The organism is Echinicola soli (genome assembly GCF_006575665.1).
In the GTDB taxonomy this organism is placed as follows: domain Bacteria; phylum Bacteroidota; class Bacteroidia; order Cytophagales; family Cyclobacteriaceae; genus Echinicola; species Echinicola soli.
In genome coordinates this window covers 2,081,759-2,104,603 of the sequence record NZ_CP041253.1, presented here as the reverse complement: position 1 = coordinate 2,104,603, position 22,845 = coordinate 2,081,759, and the positions used below count along the sequence as shown (strand labels likewise).

Below are 22,845 nucleotides of genomic sequence, written 5' to 3'. Positions count from 1 at the left end.
ACAAAGGTAACGCTTTAGAATTTAATTCTAAAGAATCCTTATATAAAGCTAACAAAAAGACTATTATAAAACAAAACTAACTATTTAAAAATTTTTATTTCGTGAGCTCACTTTGGAGACTGAATAAATACCTCTATAAATATAAAGGATATCTCCTTTTGGGGATACTCTTTACGATCATTTCGAATATTTTCGTCATGATTCCCGCTCAACTGGTGCGGGTATCCATTGATTATGTGGTGGAAAGCTTCAGCTTTTACCAGATGTTTGAGCAAGGAGCAGGCACGGACAGTATCCGTTCAGCTTTCCTTGATTTTATTTTCGTTTTTGGCATACTGATTCTGGCAATGGCTTTCTTGCGGGGATTCTTCCTCTTTCTGATCAGGCAGACGATCATCGTAATGTCCCGATTGATCGAGTATGACCTAAAAAATGAGATCTTTGCGCATTACCAGCAGTTACCGTTAAGTTTTTACAGAAAAAACAGCACCGGGGACCTAATGGCCAGGATCACCGAAGACGTAAGCCGGGTCCGGATGTATTTTGGTCCTGCATTGATGTACGGCATCAACCTACTTGTACTCTTCCCACTGGTCATTGGCTATATGCTCACAGTCAATGTTCCTCTGACCATTTACTCATTGCTGCCGCTTCCTGTGCTTTCTGTAAGCATATACATTGTCAATAACATGATCAATGAGCGCTCTGAAAAAATCCAACGCAGCTTAAGCGGACTAAGCACCTTTGTTCAGGAATCATTTTCTGGCATCCGTGTGCTCAAAGCATTTGTAAGGGAAGAAGACAGCAGCCAGAATTTTGCTGCAGCAAGTGAAGATTACAAAGAAAAATCCATCAGCCTCACCAAAGTCCAGTCCCTGTTTTTTCCGTTGATCATGGGATTGGTGGGAATCAGCACTATCATCACCGTTTATGTAGGCGGCAATCAGGTGATCGAAGGCACTATTGGCTATGGGGTTATCGCTGAATTTATCCTGTATGTCAATATGCTGACTTGGCCAGTAACCTCTCTAGGATGGATCACGAGCATCGTGCAGAGAGCCGCTGCCTCACAAACCAGGATCAATGAATTTCTAGATGAGAAAAACACCATCATCAGTAATGAGCAGCTTACCGACAATATCCAGGGAACGGTAATCTTCAAAGATGTTTCCTTTGAATATCCTGATTCGGGAATAAAAGCCTTGGAAAACGTTTCTTTCTCCATCCAATCGGGAGAATCACTGGCCATTATCGGCACTACAGGCTCAGGAAAATCCACCATCGCCAATCTCTTGATGAGGATGTACGACCCCGCATCAGGCGAGATCATCGTAGACGACCATCCCATAAAGGCTTACGATATTTCCCATCTCCGCAAAAACATCGGATATGTACCGCAGGATGTCTTCCTTTTTAGCGATAGTATTTCCAATAATATTGGCTTTGGACTGGACACTATTCCACAGGAAATAGTGGAGCAGGCGGCCAAAGATGCTGATGTGTACCAAAACATTATGGACTTCCCCGCAGGATTTGAAACACGGCTGGGGGAACGAGGTATCACACTCAGCGGCGGACAGAAACAGCGGGTTTCCATCGCAAGGGCCATTGCCAAGGACCCTTCCATCTTATTGCTTGACGACTGCCTCTCTGCCGTGGACACCAAAACGGAAAATGTCATTCTAAACGCACTCAAAGACATCATGGTAGGCAGGACATCCATCATCATTTCCCACAGGGTATCATCTGCCAAACTGGCCGACAAAATCATCGTATTGGACGATGGAGAATTAGTGGAAGAGGGTTCACATGAAGCATTAATGGCCAAAAAAGGTGTTTATGCCGAACTCTACGAAAAACAAACCCAGTCGGGTGAAACAATGGAAAAATGACTAACCGATAAGGTATAAATACAAAAAAGGCTTGGGCCAGATATAGAATCTGAACCAAGCCTTTTTTGTATCTAGGCAATGCACAAAGAACTCAATACTCATATCTCATTACTTGATACTTTGTCTTTCTTCTTTACTCTTCCCTCTATCTTGCTACTTTCCTCAAAGTTCCTCTTCCCTTTCCAGCATCAAAATGGCATTTTGGGAAACAATATAGAATTTCTCGCCTTCATAGATTACCTCATGTGCTCCTGTAAGTAGAAAAATAGCCAGATCCCCTTCCTTTGCCTGCAAAGGCACATAACGGACATTTTCATCCTTTTCTTTCCATGGCTCATCTTCCTCCACATGCATGGGGATTGGATAGCCAGGGCCGGCTTTCATGATATACCCCTGCTGTACTTTTTCTTTCTCTTGGACTCCTGGCGGCAGGTAAAGCCCACTGGAAGTTTTTTCACTTGCCTTTTTGAGCTTAACCAGTACACGGTCACCTACGACCACCAGTTTTTTCAGTTTATTATCCTCTGTCAAACGCATTGTTTTCACCTTTTCTGTTGTCCTTAAAACCATACTGCCATCCTGCAAAAGCTCAAGCAGATTTGGGCTGATACACAAAAAGCATCTCGATTGCTCGAGATGCTTTTGTTTTATGAATCCCGAAGAATGTTATTTCTTGTCTTCTTCGTTTACTTCTTCGTAGTCTACATCAGAGACACCGTCACCTGATTCGGCTCCAGCATCAGCTGATGCACCAGCTCCTGCATCAGCGGCACCTTCAGCACCAGCAGCGCCTTGCGTCGCATTGTACATCTCGGTAGATGCTGCTTCCCAAGCTTTGTTCAGCTCTTCGATAGCAGGAGTGATGGCTGCCAGATCCTGGGCCTGGTGAGCCGATTTCAGCTTCTCCAATGCACCATTGATATTGGTTTTATTGCCATCAGACAACTTGTCACCGAATTCCTTCAATTGCTTCTCCGTCTGGAAGATCAGGCTATCCGCTTGGTTAAGCTTCTCGATTTTCTCTTTCTCCTCTTTATCTGAAGCAGCATTGGCTTCAGCTTCTTTTTTCATTCTTTCGATTTCATCGTCTGAAAGGCCGGAAGAAGCCTCGATCTTGATTTTCTGTTCTTTGCCAGTTCCTTTGTCTTTAGCAGACACATGCAGGATACCGTTGGCATCAATATCAAAGGTCACCTCGATTTGAGGAACTCCTCTCTGGGCCGGCGGGATGTCCGCCAACTGGAACCTACCGATGCTTCGGTTGTCCTTGGCCAATGGACGCTCTCCCTGAAGCACGTGGATGTCCACGGCCGGCTGGTTATCCGCAGCAGTAGAGAACACTTCTGACTTCTTGGAAGGGATCGTGGTGTTTGCTTCGATCAGTTTTGTTGACACGCCGCCCATGGTTTCAATACCCAAGGAAAGTGGCGTCACATCCAACAACAATACGTCTTTCACCTCACCGGTCAACACACCACCTTGAATCGCTGCACCAATCGCAACCACCTCGTCAGGGTTCACGCCTTTGGACGGTTTCTTGCCAAAGAACTTCTCTACTTCTTCCTGAATTTTAGGAATACGGGTAGATCCACCTACCAAAATCACCTCATCGATCTCAGAAGCTGACAGTCCGGCATCAGACAATGCTTTCTTACAAGGCTCCATGGATCTTTTCACCAAATCCTCAGACAGCTGCTCAAATTTCGCTTTGGTAAGGTTTCTCACCAAGTGCTTAGGCCCTGTCTGTGTAGCAGTGATATAAGGCAGGTTAATCTCTGTAGAAGAAGAACTCGAAAGTTCGATTTTAGCTTTCTCAGCAGCTTCTTTCAAACGCTGAAGGGCCATCGGATCTTGCTTCAGATCGATATTCTCTTCGCTCTTGAACTCCTCTGCCAGCCAGTTGATGATCACTTGGTCAAAGTCGTCACCGCCCAGGTGTACATCACCGTTGGTAGACTTCACCTCAAATACGCCATCGCCCAGCTCAAGGATTGAAATATCGAATGTACCCCCACCAAGGTCATACACAGCGATCTTCATATCCTGGTCTTTTTTATCCATACCATAAGCCAAGGCCGCAGCGGTAGGCTCGTTAATGATACGTTTCACATCCAAGCCAGCTACTTGGCCAGCTTCCTTAGTGGCCTGACGTTCTGCATCGTTAAAATAAGCGGGTACAGTAATCACGGCTTCCGTTACTTCTTGGCCCAAGAAATCCTCTGCGGTGGACTTCATTTTCTGAAGGATCATCGCAGAAAGCTCCTGAGGAGTATAACTTCTGTCACCAATTTTTACGGCTACCGTATCGTTAGCACCTTGCTCTACCTTATAGGACGCATGTTTTTTCTCATCCGAAACCTCAGAGAATTTTTTACCCATGAACCGCTTCACAGAAGAAATGGTATTGGCTGGGTTGGTGATAGCTTGTCTTTTGGCTGGATCACCCACTTTTCTCTCTCCGTTTCCATTGTCCAAAAATGCCACAATAGAAGGAGTGGTTCTTCTTCCCTCACTGTTTTGGATAACCACCGGCTCGTTACCCTCCATCACGGCTACGCAGGAGTTAGTGGTTCCCAAGTCTATACCAATAATTTTTCCCATAACTAATTTTATTTCTTAATTTATTTCTTGTTTTCTTAATTCGCTTGATTGCTCAAAAACTTAATTAACAAGTCATGTGCCAAGCCGATTTTCCGCTTTCCCTGTGTCAGATTGGCAGCAAATATGACAAATCCCACTACCTTCAGGTAGTAATTCTGTCAAGCCGGCCCTGGATTCATGCATCCTTGTCACCTTTTTAAATCATCTCCCATGACACTGCCCACCGGACACGGCTTACTTCCCAACCATACTTCTCTTTTGGCTTAGACGGGACAAGGTTCACACTTGCCCCCTCTTCCCTCATCAACTCATCCCTTTCTACCGCCTTTTGATCACATTTATTTTAAAAAAAGACTGATTCTGAAGTAATTCATGCAACCATTTCACCTCAAGGTGCATCTATTAATTTAGAGCAGCAAGACTTTCGACTGTTAGCAGTCAGTTGGTCTAAGCACTTTTATATTGGAATGGCTGCTCACGATTAAGAACATTAAAAATCTATGCTGGCATGAATCCTTCACGGCGAAATGAACGATTAAGATGGTTACTTGTACTTCTCATTGGGATGATCGTTTCTTTCTTTATTTCTGAGTGGAAGGAAGAATCACTTTCCGAAAACAACATTACACATGCCAAACCAAAAGAATCCACCACGCCAACAGAACACATTCTTTCCATGATTTTTCGGGACAAAATCTTAAATTGGGAATTAAAACCTCGATATGAAAGTACAGGACATTTACATTTACCCCATCAAATCCCTTGGCGGAACCCGTTTGGAAACATCTCAAGTATTTATAAAAGGCTTGAAGTGGGACAGAAGATGGATGTTAGTAGATGATTCCGGTACCTTTATGACCCAGCGCGCTCTGCATACCATGGCCCTTCTTCAGGTAAACCTTACCGATAAAGGCCTAGAGGTCCAGCACAAACTCCATCCACACCAAAAGATCAGCATCCCCTTCGCTCCTGAAACGGATCGTTTTATGGAAGTAAAAGTCTGGGATGATGTGGTATCAGGACAAATAGTAAACCCCCAAGTGGACCAATGGTTCTCAGATATACTGGCCACTTCCTGCCACTTGGTCTTTATGCCAGAAAACACTTCCCGATCGATCAAAAAAAAATACGCAGTCAACGACGAAACCGTCAGCTTTGCAGACGCCATGCCTTATCTCCTGATCAGCCAGGCTTCCCTCGACGATCTTAACGAGCGCCTGGAAGAGCCTGTCCCCATGGAGCGTTTTCGCCCCAACATCGTCATCAGTGGATGCGAGGCATTTGAAGAAGATGGATGGGAGCTACTCCAAATCGGAAAGTGTAAATTTAAACGGACTAAGCCCTGCGCACGTTGTGTCATGACCACGGTGGACCAACAGACAGGCATAAAAGGCAAAGAACCCTTAAAAACACTTTCCAAATATCGGCTGAGCGAAAAAAAAGTGCTTTTCGGTCAAAATCTGATCACATTGGAAAAAGGAGTGATTAACGTAGGGGATCAGGTCAACGTCATCCAATGACCCCATCAATACCTCAGCAATGCCAATAGCTTCTCCCTAAAGCGCTGTTCAGGCAGAAAATTCGCTTCCAAGCTAGCCGCAAAAGGCACTGGAGTATCCTGGCTTCCCTCACGCATAACAGGCGCATCCAACCACTCAAAGCAGTGCTCACTGATCCAGGCGGCAATTTCCGCCCCAATGCCACCGGTCAGGCAATCTTCATGAAGGACGATCACCTTATTGGTCTTCTTCACGGAATGCGCCACACATTCCTTATCCCAGGGCAGCAGCGTGCGCAAATCCAATAAATCTGCGCTGATTTCATTTTCTTCGATCACCTTCTTCGCCCAGTGCACTCCCATTCCATAGGTCACCACAGTCAATTGAGACCCTTCTTTCACCAAATTGGCCTTACCTATTTCCAGGGTGTAATAATCATCCGGCACCTGTTCTGTAATGGATCGATAAAGTGCCTTATGCTCAAAAAACAAACAAGGATTGGGGTCTTCGATGGCTGCTGCAAGCAACCCCTTGGCATCATGAGGGGAAGATGGATAAATCACCTTCAGCCCTGGTGTATGGAAAAACCATGCCTCGTTTGACTGTGAATGAAAGGGCCCTGCACCTACACCAGCTCCGGTAGGCATCCTGATGACCACGTCTGCATGCTGTCCCCATCGATAATGGATTTTGGCGAGATTATTCACGATCTGGTTAAAGCCACAACTCACAAAATCCGCAAACTGCATTTCCACCATTGCCTTATAGCCTTTTAAGGAAAGTCCCAAAGCCACGCCGACAATTGCACTTTCACAAAGCGGCGTATTGCGCACCCGATCTGCACCAAACTCATCCAAAAATCCCTCTGTTACTTTAAATGCCCCACCATAAGCTCCAATATCCTGCCCCATCAGCACCAAGTTCGGGAACTTCCGCATACTCATCTGTAAAGCGTCACTAATGGCATCCACTAATCGTTTCCTGGCTGTACCGGAAGCACCTGGTGCTCGGGGAGTTACCTCAAAAGGACAATACACATCCAGCTCCTCCCCCTTTCCCGCCACAGGAAATGCTGATGAAAAAGCTGCTGCCAGCCCAGTCTCTATCTGCTCAGCAATCCTTTTCTCAATGGCCTTTTTGGTATCCTTGCTAAGCGCTCCAATCTCCAGCAAATAGCCTTCATAATTGCTCACAGGATCACATTTACTTCCCGCTTCAAAATAAGCCTTTGGCACATACTTGGTTCCTGAAGATTCCTCATGCCCTCGCATTCGATAAGTCATGGCCTCCACCAAAAATGGTCTTGGATGTGCCCGGATGTCCTCGACGATTCGAGACAACTCATGATACAGCTCCAGCACATTATTCCCATCCACTTTTACTGCGTCCATACCGTAACCCGCACCTTTTTCGATAAACTGTTTGAAACGAAATTGTTCCTCATTGGGAGTAGAAAGTCCGTAACCATTATGTTCGACGACAAAAATCACTGGAAGCTGCCAAACCGACGCCACGTTTAGTGCCTCGTGAAAGTCGCCCTCAGAAGTAGCGCCATCACCGGTAAACACTAACGTTGCTTTATCTTCTGCTCCCAGTTTACTGGCCAGTGCGATCCCATCGGCCACCGCTAGCTGCGGACCCAAATGGGAGATCATTCCTACGATATGATGATCTATCGATCCAAAATGGAAAGAACGGTCACGTCCCTTGGTATAACCCGAATACTTACCCTGAAACTGTGCAAACAACCGGTCTAACGGAACATCCCTGCCAGTAAAAATACCAAGATTCCGGTGCATCGGCAGCAAAAACTCATCCTCCTTCATGGCCATGACAGCGGCGGTGGAAATGGCTTCTTGTCCCCATCCACTAAACCATTTGGAGATCTTGCCCTGCCGAAGTAAGAGAAGCATTTTTTCTTCAATCTTTCGAGGCATAAGCAGCTTCTCATAAAATAGTAACAGATCACTATCGCTCAGTCCCTTTCTGTCAAAAACCATTTTTTTGGCCATAATCTTTCAGCGTGGTTATAACAAAGCTACTCCAGTCCACCCAATTCTTCAACAATGGTCTAAAAATATGTCATCACAGCCACTAAGTTTTATGATTTCCCCAAACCCATCACAGGCGTTCTCGGAACCAAAACCCCATGCAGGACTTTTACTATCAAAAAGGCAAACCTATACCCAACAAATTCAGTTTAAAGGAGTATGTCTGAGTTATTGGTGAAAAACATGGTCTGTCCACGCTGTATCATGGCGGTGGAAAGTATATTGAAGGAAAAAAACATTCCTTTTGAGCAGGTGGCTCTAGGGAAGGTTACTTTTGAAAAGCCCCTTGAACCGTCCAAGCTGAACGAACTGAAGACCCACTTGGAAAAACTTGGCTTTGGACTTATCCAAGACATTGACAGCCGCCTCATTGAGCGGATCAAAAACAAACTGCACGAACTGATGCTACTGGAAGAAATCCCCGCTTCCTTAAGCCTAGCCAAATACCTTGGAGACGAAATTGGTGAAGATTATAGTAAAATGAGTCACCTTTTCAGCAGTAAGGAAGGCTCCACCATAGAAAAGTACTTTATCAAACTCAAGCTAGAAAAAGCGAAAGAATTGCTTTTCAATCAAGAATTGCAGCTCAGCGAAATTGCCTGGAAACTAGGGTACAGCAGTGTCCAACATTTATCCGGTCAGTTCAAAAAAATCACGGGCATGACCCCTTCAGCCTACAAAAAGCTCAAGGAAAAACCCCGTTCCGGCTTAGACCAACTCAAGTAGCCGATCCCGGATCAAGCAATATTTCTAAGGAGGGCGGGTGCATAACTTTCGTTATGCTTTTTTTTAAGAATCCATGTCCCTGTTAATTATTGGAACAATCCTCTAATCTGCATGGACCGGGTTTTAGCGTGAAGTCATAGAACCTGGAAAGGTGACGTCGGTTAAAACCAGCATTTTTTTCTTTCCTTGGCTTTTCCAATTTAAAAAATAGAACCAGCAAAAACCTATCCAATCAGCGTTATCTGCGTTCCGATAAATTGGATTCTGCTTGCCGTTTGTCCCCCAATCCCTTAAAAACCGACAAAAAAATAGGCGGCTCCGATAGAGCCGCCTTGTGGTGATTTTTAGCATCGGGTTAAAATAGCCGAAGCCCCAAGGAGACGATAAGCTGATTTTGCCGCTGATCTGTATCAAACCCGGCAATACTTTCTGCCTGATTACTCAGCGACCCCTCATATTTTAAGTCAATGATCATATTGGCAATATCAAATCCTATCCCTGCCTGGTAGCCCACAGTAGCATTTTTATACTCTGGTTCAGGATCCGGAGCGATATTATCTTTGAATTTTGAATTGAGTAAGAAACTGGCCACTGGCCCACCTTGGACTCTGAACACCTCTCCAATTTTAAATCCTACCATAATAGGCACATCAAAGCGGTTAAAAGATGCTTCATAAGTCTTATCCTCTGATCCCTGGGTTTCCTTGATTTCCCCTCCCGTGTTTACGTATAACACCTCTGGCTGAAGGTAAAGCGAATTCCCGCCCATTCTCACAAAAGCACCTACATGATAGCCCAATTTCTCGCTACCACTTTCATACCCGTCTCCATCTACTTTAATATTCCCTTGGGAAATCCCCAACTTAGGCCCTATACTAAATTCCTGCGCTTTGGCAGCTGTCCCCAAGCCTACCAGGACGATGACCAATATCCAAATTTTTTTCATTACTCAGTTACGATTTAAATAAACACTTACTTAATGTGAATTATAAATTCAAATACCTTGCCAACAGGAAAGACTTCCTTTTAATGGTGGACAAAGCTCTTATTTTTGTGTTTTTATGGCAGTCAAATATCTTTTAAGCTCAAGTTTTACTTTAGGAAACAAGAAGAACAGCCCAATCATATTAGGAAAGACCAAAGCAAGGATCATGGCATCAGAGAATTTCACCACTGCATTTAGGGTCGTGGAAGCGCCAATGATAATAAACGCAATAAAAAGCAATTTATAGGTCAAATCAGCCGCTTTACTTCTTCCAAACAGATACTTCCAGGACTGGAGGCCGTAGTAAGACCAAGATATCATTGTGGAGAATGCAAACAAAATGATGGCCACAGTCAGCACATAAGAGAAATGGGGAATAACAGAATCATAAGCCATGGTGGTCAATTCGACACCTCCTAGAGAAGCCCCGGATTCTTTGAGGACCACATTGCCACTTCCATCTCCTCCGTAGTTAAAAATACTTTCTACATTATTCAATCCTCCGTCAATATTAAAGAAAATAATCACCAAAGCAGTCATGGTACATACGACCACCGTATCGATCAATGGCTCCAATAAGGCCACCACTCCTTCGCTTGCAGGGAATTTGGTCTTCACCGCTGCGTGGGCAATCGCTGCAGAACCCGCGCCCGCTTCATTGGAAAATGCCGCCCTTTGGAATCCTACGATCAGCACGCCTAGCATACCGCCTAAACCTGCCATCGGCGTAAATGCACCATCGATGATCAGCCCAATGGCATCGTCCACATAATCATAGTGCGCGCCCAGGATGACCAATGATGCCAGCACATAAATGGCTGCCATGAACGGCACCACCTTCTCTGTAATGGTCGCAATTCTCTTTATTCCTCCGATAATTACCACAGCCACTAAAATCGCTAAGACTACCCCTATCCAGAAACCATTGGTTTGGAAATTAATGTCTAACAGGTTAGCGAGCTGAGAGGACGCTTGATTAGACTGGAAAGCATTCCCTCCTCCAAACGAAGCCCCCACACACAGCACGGCAAAAAGCCCTCCCAAAAACTGGCCAAGACGGCCTTTCTTTAAGTCATGGCCCAAGCCACGTGACAAGTAGTACATCGGCCCACCGTGCACGGTACCGTCATCTTCTATATCGCGGTACTTTACCCCAAGGGTACATTCCACGAATTTTGTACTCATCCCCAACAAACCGCAAATGATCATCCAAAAAGTAGCACCTGGACCACCCAAGGCAATGGCAACGGCCACCCCGGCGATATTCCCCAAGCCTACTGTTCCGGAAACAGCCGTAGCCAAAGCTTGAAAGTGACTCACTTCACCGCCTTTGGCCTCATCTGGGATCACATCGGGATTTTCCGGATCTCTATAGTTTCTTTCTAAGTCATCGTATTTTCCCCGTACTGTATTGATGGAAAGCCGCATTTTGGTGATACCCGGTACACCAAAGTAAACTGTAAAAAATGTAGCTCCGGAAACAAGCAAGATCAACACAATCGGAATGTCATATCCAGCTATAGGAATTGGATATAGTACTAAGCCCTCCCAAGCATCTGCAAAAGGCTGGAAAGACCGGTCTATTCTTTGTCCAAAACTCAATTCTTCAGTTGGAGCGGCCTCTTGTGCAAGAAGCGACATAGGGAAAAGAAAAATTAAGAAGGATAGAAGTTTTCTATACATGATACGTTTATATTTGATTGGTATACTAAAGCCCTTTAACACACGAACCTCACCTTAATCTCCCAACACCACTGGTTACCTGACTTGTATACTCCTACATCCTTCTATTGGGAGCGCGCGTTATAACGCTGAACTCCACCTTCCCTCGTTGGGAACGCAGCCTTTATTACAAAGGAAACAATTGATATTGGGGATATAAGCCATAAGGTAAAGAGGCAAAATTGGATTTATTCTGATGAATGTTCTTTTTTTCAATTGGCTAAATTAAGCTGTTTTGCTAGAATTTCAATTCCTTCTGTAAAACTTTTTGGTTTAAAATTCAACTGATCTTTAGCTTTTTGAACGATAAACCCCGTTTTCATGGGTCTTTTTGCGGTCTGGCGAAAAGCACTTGAGTCCGTTTTATTGATCTTGGTTTTGTCCAATTTAAAGAATTCGGCTGTCTGAACAGCCATATCATACGGCGTCAGCAGTTCGTCTCCAGAAATGTTAAAAACACCCTTTGCTCTTTGCTCGGCCATTAGAATACAGCCCTCCGCCAAGTCCTCCGCCAGCGTAGGCGTCCGCAGCTGATCATCTACCAGCTGAAGTTCTTTTCCGTCCTCAAGGGACTTTTTGACCCAAAGCACAATATTGGATCGACTCATATCATGGGAAATTCCATAAACCAGCACTGTCCGGGCAATCCCCCAATTTAAGGATGATTGCTGAATCAACGCCTCTGCTTGCAGCTTGGTCTCTCCATAATAGTTGACAGGACGAGGAACTGCATCTTCAGAATATGGTCCCTCCTCACCATCAAAGATAAAATCGGTGGACACATGAACCAGGAAGCTACTGCATTTCTCTGACGCTACAATGATATTCCCAACCGCCGCAACATTCTGCTGATAACAAGCTTCTTGGGAAGTCTCGCATTCATCGACATTGGTCATGGCGGCACCATGGATCACCACTTCAGGTGTATACTTCTGAAAAACATCCAGGACATTTTCCTTATTGGTGATATCCATGGAAGCATAGGTAAACCCTTCCCATTCACTGGGTAATCTACAGGTTCCTCTGCCTGTAGCGATCACATTGAAAGTTCCTTTTTCGAGCAAACGCTTCACCAGCTTTTGACCCAACAAGCCGTTTGCGCCGGTAATCAACAGGCTCGGTTTATTTATCTTCTGGGTATTCAAAGCCATATTCTTTTGTTATTTTCTTCTTAGGTACTTCTTCCACTTCCACGGTAATATACACGGGATCTACAGGTCTGTCCATAGCTGCTGTCTTTTCTGTAGCGATTTTCTCCACCACATCCATTCCCCTGATCACCTTCCCAAAAACCGTATATCCTCCTTCATCCAAGTGCGGTGTCCCGCCGACAGTTGTAAAAGTCTCTTTGGACGCATCATCCATTTTTTTTGACAAATTGACGTGCAAAAAGTCCTCCATTTCCTCTTTCTTAGACAGCATCAGCTTGGTCATCTCTTCATACTTCCCTTCCTCATACAGCTTAGCATACTGTTCAGCAAGTGTGCGCTGACTTTCAAGGGAAATAAATTTCATAAACTGTCTTTGGAGTTTCTTGACATCCGTGGTCAGCTCTTCCTCGGTGTATGTTCTTCCTTCCACAATATAAAACTGACATCCACTGGATCGCTTTTCCGGATTGACATTATCGGATTGACGAGCAGCAGCAATAGCTCCTTTCTCATGGAGATAGCCTTTATCAAGTTCCGCAGGGATCGTATACCACGCTGACTCTGGCAGTCCTTCCTTCGTAAAGACATCGCCACCTTGGATCATGAAGTTATCGATGACACGGTGAAATTCCGTGCTGTCAAACCGCCCGGATTCAGCAAGTTTGATAAAGTTTTCCTTATGCTTTGGCGTTTCATCATAAAGAATCGCATAGATATCTCCGTGCCTGGTATGGATTTTAATGAGTGAATCCTTTTGGGATGAACAGGAAATCAGCAAGGACAGCAATAAGGCCAGTCCGAAGAAATGTACTTTCATATTACGTGTTAAGTTGCTGTTTAATCTCTTTCAAAATGCGATCTCCCCCTGACTGGATCACCTTTTCCGCCAAGTTTCTCCCTACCATTTCAGCCTCCTCGGCAGGACCGGAAACCTGATGCTGGATGCGTTCTTTGCCATCCAGACTAACCACTCCACCTGTCATTTCTACCTGTCCTGATCTATAGGTAGCAAGACAAAACACAGGAATACTACATCCCCCTTCCAAGATCTTCAAAAAGCTTCTTTCTGCACGCAGGCGATACCCAGTTTCCGTGTGATGGGTCGCAGCCACGATCTGCTTTCTAAGCTCAATATCCAATCTATCGCAGGCTTCCACAGCAATGCTCCCCTGCCCCACAGCAGGGGTGAATTCATCCAATGAAAGCTCATGGCGGATCAGGTCATCATACCCCATCCTGTGCGCACCGGCATAGGCCAGGAGTAAGGCATCACAGGCTCCTGATTCCATCTTTTGAATGCGTGTCTGTAGATTTCCCCGCACCTCCACGGTTTTGATGTGAGGATAATAGTGTTTGAGCGTAGCCACCCTTCGGGTAGAAGAGGTCCCCAAAAGCAAGGGTTTTTCTGGATTTTTGTAGTCAATATCTTCGCGATGGCTCAAAATAATGTCATTTACTTTTTCCCGCTTGGTAAAGGAAATGAGTTCAAAACCATCCGGCAATGAGGAAGGCATATCCTTGGCACTATGAACGGCAATGTCCACATCTCCACTGGCAAGCTGCTCCTCTAGTTCTTCGGTAAACACCCCTTTGCTGCCGATTTTGGAGATCGCCACATCCAGTATCTTGTCCCCTTTGGTAGTGATGGTAACGATTTCTGTTTCTAGGCCCTGGGCCTGTAAAAGGTCGGCAATATGATGTGCCTGAAAAAGGGCTAGCTTACTGCCCCGTGTTCCTATTCGTATAGGCTGCATTAATCTTTGATTTTTCTTTTCGATAATTTTTTATTGGCAGTTTCTTCAATGTATTGAATGATTTTGCCTGCAATATTTACTCCTGTAGCCTTCTCGATACCTTCCAATCCCGGAGAACTGTTCACCTCCAGGATCAAAGGGCCTCGCGAAGACTGTAGCATATCCACTCCGGCCACGGCTAGCCCAAGGGCCTTGGCAGCGCCCAATGCAGCTTTCCGTTCTAAAGCCGACAGCTTTATAACAGTGGCCTTGCCTCCGCGGTGCAGGTTAGAGCGGAATTCTCCTTCTTCCCCTTGGCGCTTCATGGCTCCCACTACTTTGCCGTTCACTATAAAGGCCCTGATATCGGCTCCCTTGGCTTCTTTGATAAATTCCTGTACGATGATCCGCGCCTTGAGCCCGTGGAAGGCTTCGATTACAGACTGGCCCGCTTTGCGTGTTTCGGCAAGTACCACCCCCAATCCCTGCGTGCCTTCCAGCAGCTTTATGATCAATGGGGCTCCGCCTACTTGATCGATGAGTTGTTTTTCTCCTCCCTTGGAAAAATTCGTAAAAGCCGTTTTGGGCATCCCCAATCCTTCGCGGGAGAGAATTTGTAAGCTACGTAACTTATCCCTGCTCCGGACAATGGCCTGTGACTCCACGGCAGATATGACGCCCATCAGCTCAAACTGGCGGACCACCGCCGTTCCATAAAATGTCACAGACGCGCCAATTCTCGGAATGATCGCATCGATATTGGACAATTTTTCACCCCTGTAAAAGATGGAAGGCCCTTCCTGCTCAATCACCAGATCACAAAGAGAATGGTCAATGATAAGCGCTTCGTGACCTGCGGCGACGATCGCTTCACGTAATCTGCGTGTAGAGTATAGGTTTGGATTTCGGGAAAGTACGGCTATTCTCATTACTTAGCTACTTTATATTTTTTGGATAAGTTTGTTTGGTCTACATCTACTATAAATCTGCCACGGAGCATCTTCCTGCCGAGCAGTAGGGCATTTCTCATTTTTGATCGGTCTGATAGCGTAAATTCCACGTCAGAAACCTCATCAAACATCAGCACCTTGGTGGTGACCTTGTACCTGAGTTCCGCATTCCCAAAGGAATTTTTCACCTTCTTCTGTGTGTACCTCTTGGTGCGGATTACCTTTCCAGTATAAAGCCGATGTTTGGGTGACAAAACCTTAAACTCCAGGACACGTGCTCCTTCCACCTCTTTTTCCTCCACCCACTCACAGTGGATCGAGTTGGTATAGGCACCTGTATCCACTTTTGCAGAAATCATAACCAGCCCCCAATCAGGCAGGCTGATCTTTTCTCTTCGACCGATAACATGCTTTTTCATGCGGTTTCTTTTTTGCGAAGTACTTTGGCCATGTCAAAAGAAAGGTCTGCAAACAATATTTTGGCGTTGGCGTTTCTTTCTAAATGGTAATGCGCGGTATTTAATAATCGGTAGATGTTGAGGATTTTTTCCTCTGTCAGAGCTTTAAGGCTGAAATTTTCCACAAACTCCCTGTCAGCAGGTGCTGTCCTCATCAGCTCTTCCAGCTGGCTTCTCTTTAGCAGACTCTCTCTGAGGATATTGAGGCCGGTAAGGAACAACGCTTTTTGCCCTTCCTTGTCAGCCCCTTGAAAACCTTCCGCCAGTGACATAATACTATTGATATCCAATGTAAAGCAAATTCTCATCCAATCCCTAAATTTTGCCGTATTTTCATCGATTACTTGGTCTACCAACCGATAGGCCTCCCTCATATTGCCATTGGCAAGTGGCGCCACCTGTAGGGCTCCCTCACGGGAACAAAGGCCCTCGTTGATCAAATGCTCCTTGACTTCTTCATCGGAAAAAGCCCTGACAAGAACCTTTTGGGTACGGGAAAGAATAGTGGTCAGCAGCTGCTCGGGCTGGTGGGCTACCATGAGAAAAAGGGTCTTCTCTGGCGGCTCTTCCAATACTTTCAGCAGCGCATTGGCGGCCGAAGTATGCATAAGCTCTGGCATCCACACCAAAATAGTCTTGTAGCCCCCTTCGAAGGACTTTAATGATACCGTCTGGATGATTTGCTTGGCCGCGGCCTTAGATATGTTCAACTGCTTCTTTTCAAAACCATTATGATAAATCCAATCTTGAAGGCTGCTGTAAGGCCTTGTGAGCACAAACTCCCTCCATGGTGCCAAAATGTCCACCTTCCTGTTTTTATCATCGTCTTCCTTGATCAGGCTTCCCGGAACCGGAAAAGTAAAACTTAGGTCCGGATGGACGAGTTTTGCCATTTTTTGGCACGAGCTACAAACTCCACAGGCATCTTCTGCACCTTTATCTTCACAGTTTACATAAGTCGCCAGGGCCAACGCCATCTTAAGATTGGCAGCTCCCTCTGGACCATGGAACAACAGCGCATGGGCGAGGTGATTATTGTTAATGGCCTGAATGAGGCGCTCCTTGGTCTCCTGTAAGCCTGGTATGGACGAAAATAACATTGCTAGCGATTTTGCTTATACTTCTTTATCCCAAATGCGATATGCTTTGGTCAAATCAAACACTTTATCCAAAACGGATTTTTCTTTTTGGTCAAATGCCACCCCCCTTCTCTCCATCACTTTCCTTGCAGTCTCCTCAAATTTATCCATCTGAAAAGTACTTCTGTCCTCTCCTCCCCATGAAAAGGACGGGATAAACGTCCTTGGAAAACCAGCACCAAACACATTGGCACCTACGCCCACCACTGTACCGGTGTTAAACATGGTATTGATACCGGTCTTCGAATGATCCCCCATCATTAGGCCACAAAACTGCAATCCAGTATTGACAAAATTGCCTTTGGTATAATCCCATACCTTGACAGGAGCGTAATTGTTTTTCAGGTTGGAAATATTGGTATCAGCGCCGAAATTGCACCATTCCCCTATCACCGTATTGCCGATAAAGCCGTCATGCCCTTTGTTGCTATAACCAAAAATCACGGAATTGGACACTTCACCTCCTACTTTGGAGAATGGACCAATGGTGCTGTCCCCGCGCATTTTTGCGCCCATGTTCACGGTCGACCCCTCACACAATGCAAAAGGCCCTCTGATCAACGCCCCCTCTTGCACCTCGGCATTTTTGCCTATATAAATTGGACCATCTTCAGCATTGAGCACTGCTGCCTTGATATTCGCCCCTTCCTCCACAAAAATCATCTCTGGATGGTAAGCGATCGTATGGGGATCATTGATCCCCACTGAAGTGCGATTAGTGGTGAGCAGGACAAAATCCTTCCGCAGCTCCAGGGCATTAAATTGAAATATGTGCCAATTACGGTGGACCAGGGTGATTTCACCCTCATAAGACTTAACCGCCCCCTTTTCTTTGGCAGTATCAATACTGAAGGAAGAAGGATCTTCTGGAAAGGCCGCCAGTAGAACGCTGTCTTTATAGAGACACTGCCCCTTTTCCAAGGTTTTGATGGCTGTGACCACTCCATGGTCAGGACAGAGCCCTCCATTGATGAACCACCTACTATTCGCTAATGGAGGAAATTTTTCCTGTAGGTAATCCAGTGTCATAAAACCGGCTGTAGCATCCAGATATTTCTCCCATTTCTCACGGATCTTCAAGATGCCCACCCTGATCTCAGCTACTGGACGTGTAAAAGTAAACGGTAACAACGACCCTCTATAAGCAGGGTCATCAAATAGTGTAACTTGCTCCATGCTACAAAAATAGAAAAGTCTCTTGGAATACAATTTCCAAGAGACTTTTTAAAGTTGCTTTCACTACAAAGAAATGAATTATTTCTTTTTGTATCTTCTGTTGAATTTCTCCACACGACCGGCGGTATCAAGAAGCATTTTCTTACCGGTGTAGAAAGGGTGAGAGTTAGAGCTCACTTCCACTTTATAAAGAGGATATTCGTTTCCATCTTCCCAGGTGATCGTCTCGTCAGTTTCGATCGTAGATTTGGTAAGGAACTTATATTCACTGGAAGTGTCATAGAAAACAACCTCTCTGTAGTTTGGATGAATGTCTTTTTTCATGGTAATCCCTATTTATATTAAATGTCGCTTTTTCAAATGGAGGCACAAAGTTATCCTTTTTTATAAAAGCCTCCAAATGTTTATCAATGAATTATTTAACCCAAAGGTAGTCAGCGCACTATTTACTAACAAAAATGTGGAAAAATTAAAGAAAATACCAGCCTTCAGGGGAATATCACTTGCTTCTCCCTTCTTTTTCTGACCAAAAATTAATGTAGTTTTATGGCAATAAGGGATTATTGTCCTAAGTTTTGGGACTGAAACCGAGTTTGACGTTAATCATATTACACAACATGTTAAGGAAATTTTTACTAGCCGTAGGACTTCTATGTGGCGTGATGGAAGTATGTATGGCACAGAGTGCATTGATACCTTATAATAGGGAATACTATCACTTGCTGGATCGCTACGAGATCTTAAGGGGGGAATTTGCCCCTCATTACCAGACAGGTTTCAAACCATTAAGGAGAGACAATGTAGCCCGTTTCCTGAATGAAGTGGACCAAGAGGCCACTGGAAGGGTGGACGAATTCAATTTCCGCTACTTAAGAAATGACAACTGGGAATTTGTAGAAGAAGAGACATCACTTTCCAAAAAGCCACTTTGGAAAAAAATCTATAAAAAGCCCTCAGACTTTTATTATCACAGGGACAAGGATTTTGACGTCCATGTAAATCCGGTGATCTATTTCCGCGGCGGCACGGAGTCTGGCGCAGAAGGCACCAATTTCAGAAACACGCGCGGGATCACCCTTAGGGGAAGCATCGACAGGAAAGTAGGTTTCTACACCTACCTTACCAGCAACGAGGTGATTTTCCCCACCTGGGCAGAAGACTATGCCGCCCACAACGGCGCAGTGCCCGGCCAGGGTTTCTGGAAGCCATATAGTGATCATGGGTATAGTTATTTCGCTGCCAGGGGGTATTTTACCTTTAAAGCTTCCAAACACATTGAAGCCCAGATGGGACATGACAGGAACTTTGTCGGCGAAGGCTACCGCTCCATGATCCTATCGGATTTCTCCAACCCCTACATGTTTCTAAAGCTGAACGTGAACGTCTGGAAATTACAGTACACGACCATGTGGGCACAGATGACAGCCGACATATTCCTGAATAGCCGCAACAGACCTGAAGACGGCCGTTACCCCCAAAAGTGGTTTTCGCTCCACCGGCTTGGCATGAACATTGGCAAAAAACTGAACATTGGCATCTTCGAATCCGTCATGGCCAATCAAGCCGACTGGACTTACCTCAATCCGGTGATTTTTTACCGATGGGTGGAGCATCAACTGGGAACACCCGACAAGGTAATGCTGGGAACGGACTTCAAATGGAACTTTGCCCGTGCCATGCAGCTCTATGGCCAGTTTGCCTTGGATGAATTTGTCTTCGGAGAGTTTTTTGGTGTAGAAGGCAAAAACTCCAAACGCAATAAACATGGACTCCAGCTGGGCTACAAATACATCAATGCCTTCAACATCCCGAACCTAGATTTACAGCTGGAATACAACCAAGCCCGGCCTTATACTTATCAAGAGAAATTTGAGCATCAAGCCTACACCAACTATCGAACGCCCATCGCCCACCCACGTGGAGCCAACTTCCGGGAGGCTATCGGAATCATCCGCTATCAGCCCCTTCCAAAACTTTCCTTTAATTTTACAGGTATATACCATCTTTACGGTACTGATCCTGACGAAGCCACCAATATGGGAGGGGATTTGTTAAAAAACAGGTTAGAGGGAGAAGACGGCCTTGGGTTATATGGTCACAGGATCGGACAAGGAGTGGAAAACAAACTGATCATGGGCAATGTCGTCGCATCATACATGCTCAAGCATAATTTATTTATTGACCTTGGGCACAGCTACAGAAGGCATACTTCGGAAGATTCGGACGCGCCAGCCGTCAGTAACTATTCCCACTTGTCACTGCGTCTCAATATTGCCAGGGAAACGTATAATTACTGACCAGATCAGTCAAAAAACAATGAGCTGGACTATTGGACAATAATTTATTCGCTTTGCTGGCCATCATTTTTGGTTTGCTTAACTTCGCCCTGCTGAAGCCGTTGTTTGATGTCATCTTCGAACAGGTGGATCCTGCTGAATTACAACGCCAGGCCACCCAGCCGGAATGTCCATTTACAATAGGATATTTCACGGACCTGATTAGCTATTTACTTTATGCAGGCTCTGACGCTTATGGGGAATTCGGGATGCTGGTGTATGTGCATGAAAAATTTGACATGGAAACCAATGAGTATTCCAAAATGGCGAAATTGTCGAGATAAACACGCATGACGCGCTAATAAGTCAAGAAGGATTGTATAAGAAACTTTCCACTATGCAATCAGTTTAGTATATTGGATAACAAATCTTAATTTTAAATTTATGAAAAAGGTATCAAGTGTATTTCAGCTTTTGGTAGCACTTTTTTTTGGAGTAGCACTGGTGTTTTTTCTGGTTTTCGACAGCATTAAGAATGGCTTTGGAATCCAGGAACTCACTGCTGGAAAAGTGGTGATCTGGCTTCTTGCTGGCTTTGTCCTCTATCTGATCACATGGCTGCTCGTATCCATGTATGCAAGCAGCATGGGGAAAAAGATCAAAAGGATGGAAACGGAAAATGACAAATTAAAAGCCCGGCTTTATGACCATGAGCAGAAGGCAAAAGCAAACCCCGCAGGAGGCTCTATCCCGCCCACTACAGGTCCAAGTCAAGAGGACGACGCTGATGGCTCCGGTATCAAGCCCAGGCAAAACATCAAATAAAGATGCCCAAAAAGGGAGATATAAAATTAATTTAGCGGGAAATCTCTTTGGAGATTTCCTTTTTTTATGGAAGTAGAATTTTATTAAAAATGGTAACAAAGACGTATGGTAGTACGGTTTCTGGAGTAGATGCCATATTGATTACGATAGAGGTAAACGTAGGACAGGGCACAAGTTTTTATATGGTAGGCCTTCCTGATAGTGCTGTAAAGGAAAGTCAGCAGCGGGTAGAATCTGCTTTGAAGTATTTTGGGTACCGAATGCCGCGCCAAAAGGTAGTCATTAACTTAGCTCCCGCAGACATACGTAAGGAAGGATCTGCTTATGACCTGCCCATTGCTATGGGAATACTAAAAGCCTCCGAACAAGTGGAGTTTGCCGAACTTGATGAATATGTCATCATGGGTGAACTATCCCTTGACGGCCAATTGCGCCCCATCAAAGGTGTGTTACCCATCGCCATAGAAGCAAGAAAAAATGGATTCAAAGGTATCATTTTACCTCAACCCAATGCTGCAGAAGCCTCTATCGTCAACAACTTGGACGTGATCGGAGTAGAAGATTTAGCGCAGGCCATTGGCTTTCTGGAAGGCGAACTGGAAATCACCCCTTTGGTCACCGATACCAGGGATATTTTTTATAATTCCCTAGAGGATTATGAATTTGATTTTGCGGATGTACAAGGCCAAGAAAACATCAAAAGGGCTATGGAAATCGCTGCTACCGGAGGACATAATGTCATCATGGTGGGGCCTCCCGGAGCAGGCAAGACCATGTTGGCCAAGCGGCTGCCTTCCATCCTTCCTCCACTCACCCTTCAGGAAGCACTCGAAACCACCAAAATCCACTCGGTGGCAGGAAGGCTGGGAAGAGAAGCATCACTGATTGCCCAGCGCCCCTTTCGTTCTCCCCACCATACCATCAGCGATGTAGCCTTGGTCGGTGGCGGAGGTAATCCTCAGCCTGGAGAGATATCCTTGGCACATAATGGTGTCTTGTTTTTAGACGAATTGCCTGAATTTAAGCGCACAGTCCTGGAAGTCATGCGCCAGCCACTGGAAGAAAGAAGAGTTTCGATCAGTAGAGCACGGATTTCCGTGGACTACCCTGCCAACTTCATGCTGATCTCCAGCATGAATCCATGCCCTTGTGGCTACTATAATCATCCAGAAAAAGAGTGTGTCTGCGGCCCAGGGGTAGTACAGCGCTATCTGAACAAAGTGAGTGGCCCTCTACTCGATCGAATTGACCTTCATGTGGAAGTTACCCCTGTAAAATTTGACGAAATGACCTCTACCCGAAAAGCAGAAAAAAGTAACGTAATCCGTGACCGTGTAGTCCGTGGCAGAGATCGGCAAGTAGAGCGATTTAAGGAGCACAAAGACATCTATTGCAACGCCATGATGCCTTCGCATTTGGTCAAGGAAGTTTGCAAAATAAATGAAGCAGGAAAAACGCTGTTGAAAACCGCCATGGAAAGGCTAGGACTCTCCGCCAGGGCTTATGACAGGATCCTAAAAGTGGCCAGAACAATTGCCGACTTGTCCGATTCCGAAAATATCAAAGTCGAGCATTTGGCAGAAGCCATCCAATACCGCAGCTTAGACAGGGAAGGCTGGGCCGGCTGACAACCAACCACTAGAGATTAGAAATTGAATTTT

Annotated in this window: 20 protein-coding genes; 7 read left to right on the top strand and 13 right to left on the bottom strand. The window is 45.3% G+C overall.

The features are described from left to right. Positions 1 to 101: 101 nt before the first annotated feature. Positions 102 to 1,892: an ABC transporter ATP-binding protein gene (locus FKX85_RS08505; RefSeq protein WP_141614328.1), complete on the top strand. Its 1,791-nt coding sequence runs from the start codon at positions 102 to 104 to the stop codon at positions 1,890 to 1,892. A gap of 162 nt (positions 1,893 to 2,054) precedes the next feature. On the opposite strand, the gene FKX85_RS08500 is transcribed toward FKX85_RS08505, so the two are convergent. Both FKX85_RS08500 and dnaK read right to left on the bottom strand, forming a co-directional pair. Then, entirely contained in the window at positions 2,055 to 2,429 is a 375-nt protein-coding gene (locus FKX85_RS08500) for a co-chaperone GroES (protein ID WP_141614327.1), read from the bottom strand. 129 nt (positions 2,430 to 2,558) lie between these two features. Further along, a complete protein-coding gene (gene dnaK, locus FKX85_RS08495) occupies positions 2,559 to 4,493 on the bottom strand; it encodes a molecular chaperone DnaK (protein ID WP_141614326.1) in 1,935 nt (644 codons plus the stop codon). 722 nt (positions 4,494 to 5,215) lie between these two features. Between dnaK and FKX85_RS08490 the strand changes: the two genes are divergently transcribed. Then, positions 5,216 to 6,013, top strand: coding sequence for an MOSC domain-containing protein (locus tag FKX85_RS08490; RefSeq protein WP_141614325.1), 798 nt, complete (start codon positions 5,216 to 5,218; stop codon positions 6,011 to 6,013). Positions 6,014 to 6,018: 5 nt separating this feature from the next. On the opposite strand, the gene FKX85_RS08485 is transcribed toward FKX85_RS08490, so the two are convergent. Beyond that, positions 6,019 to 8,004: an alpha-ketoacid dehydrogenase subunit alpha/beta gene (locus tag FKX85_RS08485; RefSeq protein WP_141614324.1), complete on the bottom strand. Its 1,986-nt coding sequence runs from the start codon at positions 8,002 to 8,004 to the stop codon at positions 6,019 to 6,021. Between the two features lie 198 nt (positions 8,005 to 8,202). On the opposite strand from FKX85_RS08485, the gene FKX85_RS08480 reads away from it, so the two are divergent. Continuing rightward, on the top strand, positions 8,203 to 8,769 hold the full coding sequence (locus FKX85_RS08480; RefSeq protein WP_141614323.1) for a helix-turn-helix domain-containing protein: 567 nt from the start codon (positions 8,203 to 8,205) through the stop codon (positions 8,767 to 8,769). A 355-nt stretch (positions 8,770 to 9,124) separates the two neighbouring features. Here the strand turns inward: FKX85_RS08480 and FKX85_RS08475 are convergent, their stop codons facing one another. The 10 genes from FKX85_RS08475 to FKX85_RS08430 form a co-directional block, all read right to left on the bottom strand. Next, the gene (locus tag FKX85_RS08475) at positions 9,125 to 9,715 is read right to left on the bottom strand and encodes a porin family protein (protein WP_141614322.1); all 591 of its coding nucleotides are present in this window, start codon (positions 9,713 to 9,715) and stop codon (positions 9,125 to 9,127) included. 99 nt (positions 9,716 to 9,814) lie between these two features. Continuing rightward, complete coding sequence (locus FKX85_RS08470; protein WP_229239805.1) at positions 9,815 to 11,395, bottom strand: alanine/glycine:cation symporter family protein; 1,581 nt, start codon at positions 11,393 to 11,395, stop codon at positions 9,815 to 9,817. Positions 11,396 to 11,688: 293 nt separating this feature from the next. After that, on the bottom strand, positions 11,689 to 12,627 hold the full coding sequence (locus tag FKX85_RS08465) for an SDR family oxidoreductase (RefSeq protein ID WP_168196236.1): 939 nt from the start codon (positions 12,625 to 12,627) through the stop codon (positions 11,689 to 11,691). Beyond that, on the bottom strand, positions 12,599 to 13,444 hold the full coding sequence (locus FKX85_RS08460) for a peptidylprolyl isomerase (RefSeq protein WP_141614320.1): 846 nt from the start codon (positions 13,442 to 13,444) through the stop codon (positions 12,599 to 12,601). Before FKX85_RS08460 ends, FKX85_RS08465 begins: the two co-directional genes overlap by 29 nt. A 1-nt stretch (position 13,445) precedes the next feature. Further along, entirely contained in the window at positions 13,446 to 14,381 is a 936-nt protein-coding gene (hemC, locus tag FKX85_RS08455) for a hydroxymethylbilane synthase (protein ID WP_141614319.1), read from the bottom strand. Beyond that, positions 14,381 to 15,289, bottom strand: a complete 909-nt coding sequence (gene rimK, locus FKX85_RS08450; protein ID WP_141614318.1) for a 30S ribosomal protein S6--L-glutamate ligase — start codon at positions 15,287 to 15,289, stop codon at positions 14,381 to 14,383. The genes hemC and rimK overlap by 1 nt, the downstream gene beginning before the upstream one ends. Further along, on the bottom strand, positions 15,289 to 15,729 hold the full coding sequence (locus tag FKX85_RS08445) for an ATP-dependent zinc protease family protein (protein WP_141614317.1): 441 nt from the start codon (positions 15,727 to 15,729) through the stop codon (positions 15,289 to 15,291). Before FKX85_RS08445 ends, rimK begins: the two co-directional genes overlap by 1 nt. Continuing rightward, positions 15,726 to 16,868, bottom strand: coding sequence for a DNA polymerase III subunit (locus FKX85_RS08440; protein WP_141614316.1), 1,143 nt, complete (start codon positions 16,866 to 16,868; stop codon positions 15,726 to 15,728). Before FKX85_RS08440 ends, FKX85_RS08445 begins: the two co-directional genes overlap by 4 nt. 15 nt (positions 16,869 to 16,883) lie before the next feature. Further along, positions 16,884 to 18,083, bottom strand: a complete 1,200-nt coding sequence (locus tag FKX85_RS08435) for a GlmU family protein (RefSeq protein WP_141614315.1) — start codon at positions 18,081 to 18,083, stop codon at positions 16,884 to 16,886. A gap of 78 nt (positions 18,084 to 18,161) precedes the next feature. After that, on the bottom strand, positions 18,162 to 18,407 hold the full coding sequence (locus FKX85_RS08430) for a type B 50S ribosomal protein L31 (RefSeq protein ID WP_015265566.1): 246 nt from the start codon (positions 18,405 to 18,407) through the stop codon (positions 18,162 to 18,164). Between the two features lie 293 nt (positions 18,408 to 18,700). Between FKX85_RS08430 and FKX85_RS08425 the strand changes: the two genes are divergently transcribed. The 4 genes from FKX85_RS08425 to FKX85_RS08410 all read left to right on the top strand — a co-directional run bounded on the left by FKX85_RS08425 (position 18,701) and on the right by FKX85_RS08410 (position 22,812). Then, positions 18,701 to 20,380 carry a hypothetical protein gene (locus tag FKX85_RS08425; protein WP_141614314.1) on the top strand — a complete coding sequence of 560 codons (1,680 nt, stop codon included), beginning with the start codon at positions 18,701 to 18,703 and terminating at the stop codon, positions 20,378 to 20,380. A gap of 32 nt (positions 20,381 to 20,412) precedes the next feature. After that, a complete protein-coding gene (locus tag FKX85_RS08420) occupies positions 20,413 to 20,703 on the top strand; it encodes a hypothetical protein (protein ID WP_141614313.1) in 291 nt (96 codons plus the stop codon). A gap of 100 nt (positions 20,704 to 20,803) precedes the next feature. Next, complete coding sequence (locus FKX85_RS08415) at positions 20,804 to 21,184, top strand: hypothetical protein (protein WP_141614312.1); 381 nt, start codon at positions 20,804 to 20,806, stop codon at positions 21,182 to 21,184. A gap of 89 nt (positions 21,185 to 21,273) precedes the next feature. Next, on the top strand, positions 21,274 to 22,812 hold the full coding sequence (locus FKX85_RS08410) for a YifB family Mg chelatase-like AAA ATPase (RefSeq protein ID WP_141614311.1): 1,539 nt from the start codon (positions 21,274 to 21,276) through the stop codon (positions 22,810 to 22,812). Positions 22,813 to 22,845: the final 33 nt, after the last annotated feature.

Excerpts from the sequence above, each read along its gene's own strand:
- FKX85_RS08490 (WP_141614325.1), top strand. The coding sequence starts at position 5,216 with ATGAAAGTACAGGACATTTACATTTACCCCATCAAATCCCTTGGCGGA.
- FKX85_RS08440 (WP_141614316.1), bottom strand. The coding sequence starts at position 16,868 with ATGTTATTTTCGTCCATACCAGGCTTACAGGAGACCAAGGAGCGCCTC.
- FKX85_RS08500 (WP_141614327.1), bottom strand. The coding sequence starts at position 2,429 with ATGCGTTTGACAGAGGATAATAAACTGAAAAAACTGGTGGTCGTAGGT.
- FKX85_RS08445 (WP_141614317.1), bottom strand. The coding sequence starts at position 15,729 with ATGAAAAAGCATGTTATCGGTCGAAGAGAAAAGATCAGCCTGCCTGAT.
- FKX85_RS08425 (WP_141614314.1), top strand. The coding sequence starts at position 18,701 with ATGTTAAGGAAATTTTTACTAGCCGTAGGACTTCTATGTGGCGTGATG.
- dnaK (WP_141614326.1), bottom strand. The coding sequence starts at position 4,493 with ATGGGAAAAATTATTGGTATAGACTTGGGAACCACTAACTCCTGCGTA.
- FKX85_RS08465 (WP_168196236.1), bottom strand. The coding sequence starts at position 12,627 with ATGGCTTTGAATACCCAGAAGATAAATAAACCGAGCCTGTTGATTACC.
- FKX85_RS08460 (WP_141614320.1), bottom strand. The coding sequence starts at position 13,444 with ATGAAAGTACATTTCTTCGGACTGGCCTTATTGCTGTCCTTGCTGATT.
- FKX85_RS08410 (WP_141614311.1), top strand. The coding sequence starts at position 21,274 with ATGGTAACAAAGACGTATGGTAGTACGGTTTCTGGAGTAGATGCCATA.
- FKX85_RS08480 (WP_141614323.1), top strand. The coding sequence starts at position 8,203 with ATGTCTGAGTTATTGGTGAAAAACATGGTCTGTCCACGCTGTATCATG.
- FKX85_RS08485 (WP_141614324.1), bottom strand. The coding sequence starts at position 8,004 with ATGGCCAAAAAAATGGTTTTTGACAGAAAGGGACTGAGCGATAGTGAT.
- rimK (WP_141614318.1), bottom strand. The coding sequence starts at position 15,289 with ATGAGAATAGCCGTACTTTCCCGAAATCCAAACCTATACTCTACACGC.
- FKX85_RS08470 (WP_229239805.1), bottom strand. The coding sequence starts at position 11,395 with ATGTCGCTTCTTGCACAAGAGGCCGCTCCAACTGAAGAATTGAGTTTT.
- FKX85_RS08475 (WP_141614322.1), bottom strand. The coding sequence starts at position 9,715 with ATGAAAAAAATTTGGATATTGGTCATCGTCCTGGTAGGCTTGGGGACA.
- FKX85_RS08415 (WP_141614312.1), top strand. The coding sequence starts at position 20,804 with ATGAAAAAGGTATCAAGTGTATTTCAGCTTTTGGTAGCACTTTTTTTT.
- hemC (WP_141614319.1), bottom strand. The coding sequence starts at position 14,381 with ATGCAGCCTATACGAATAGGAACACGGGGCAGTAAGCTAGCCCTTTTT.
- FKX85_RS08430 (WP_015265566.1), bottom strand. The coding sequence starts at position 18,407 with ATGAAAAAAGACATTCATCCAAACTACAGAGAGGTTGTTTTCTATGAC.
- FKX85_RS08435 (WP_141614315.1), bottom strand. The coding sequence starts at position 18,083 with ATGGAGCAAGTTACACTATTTGATGACCCTGCTTATAGAGGGTCGTTG.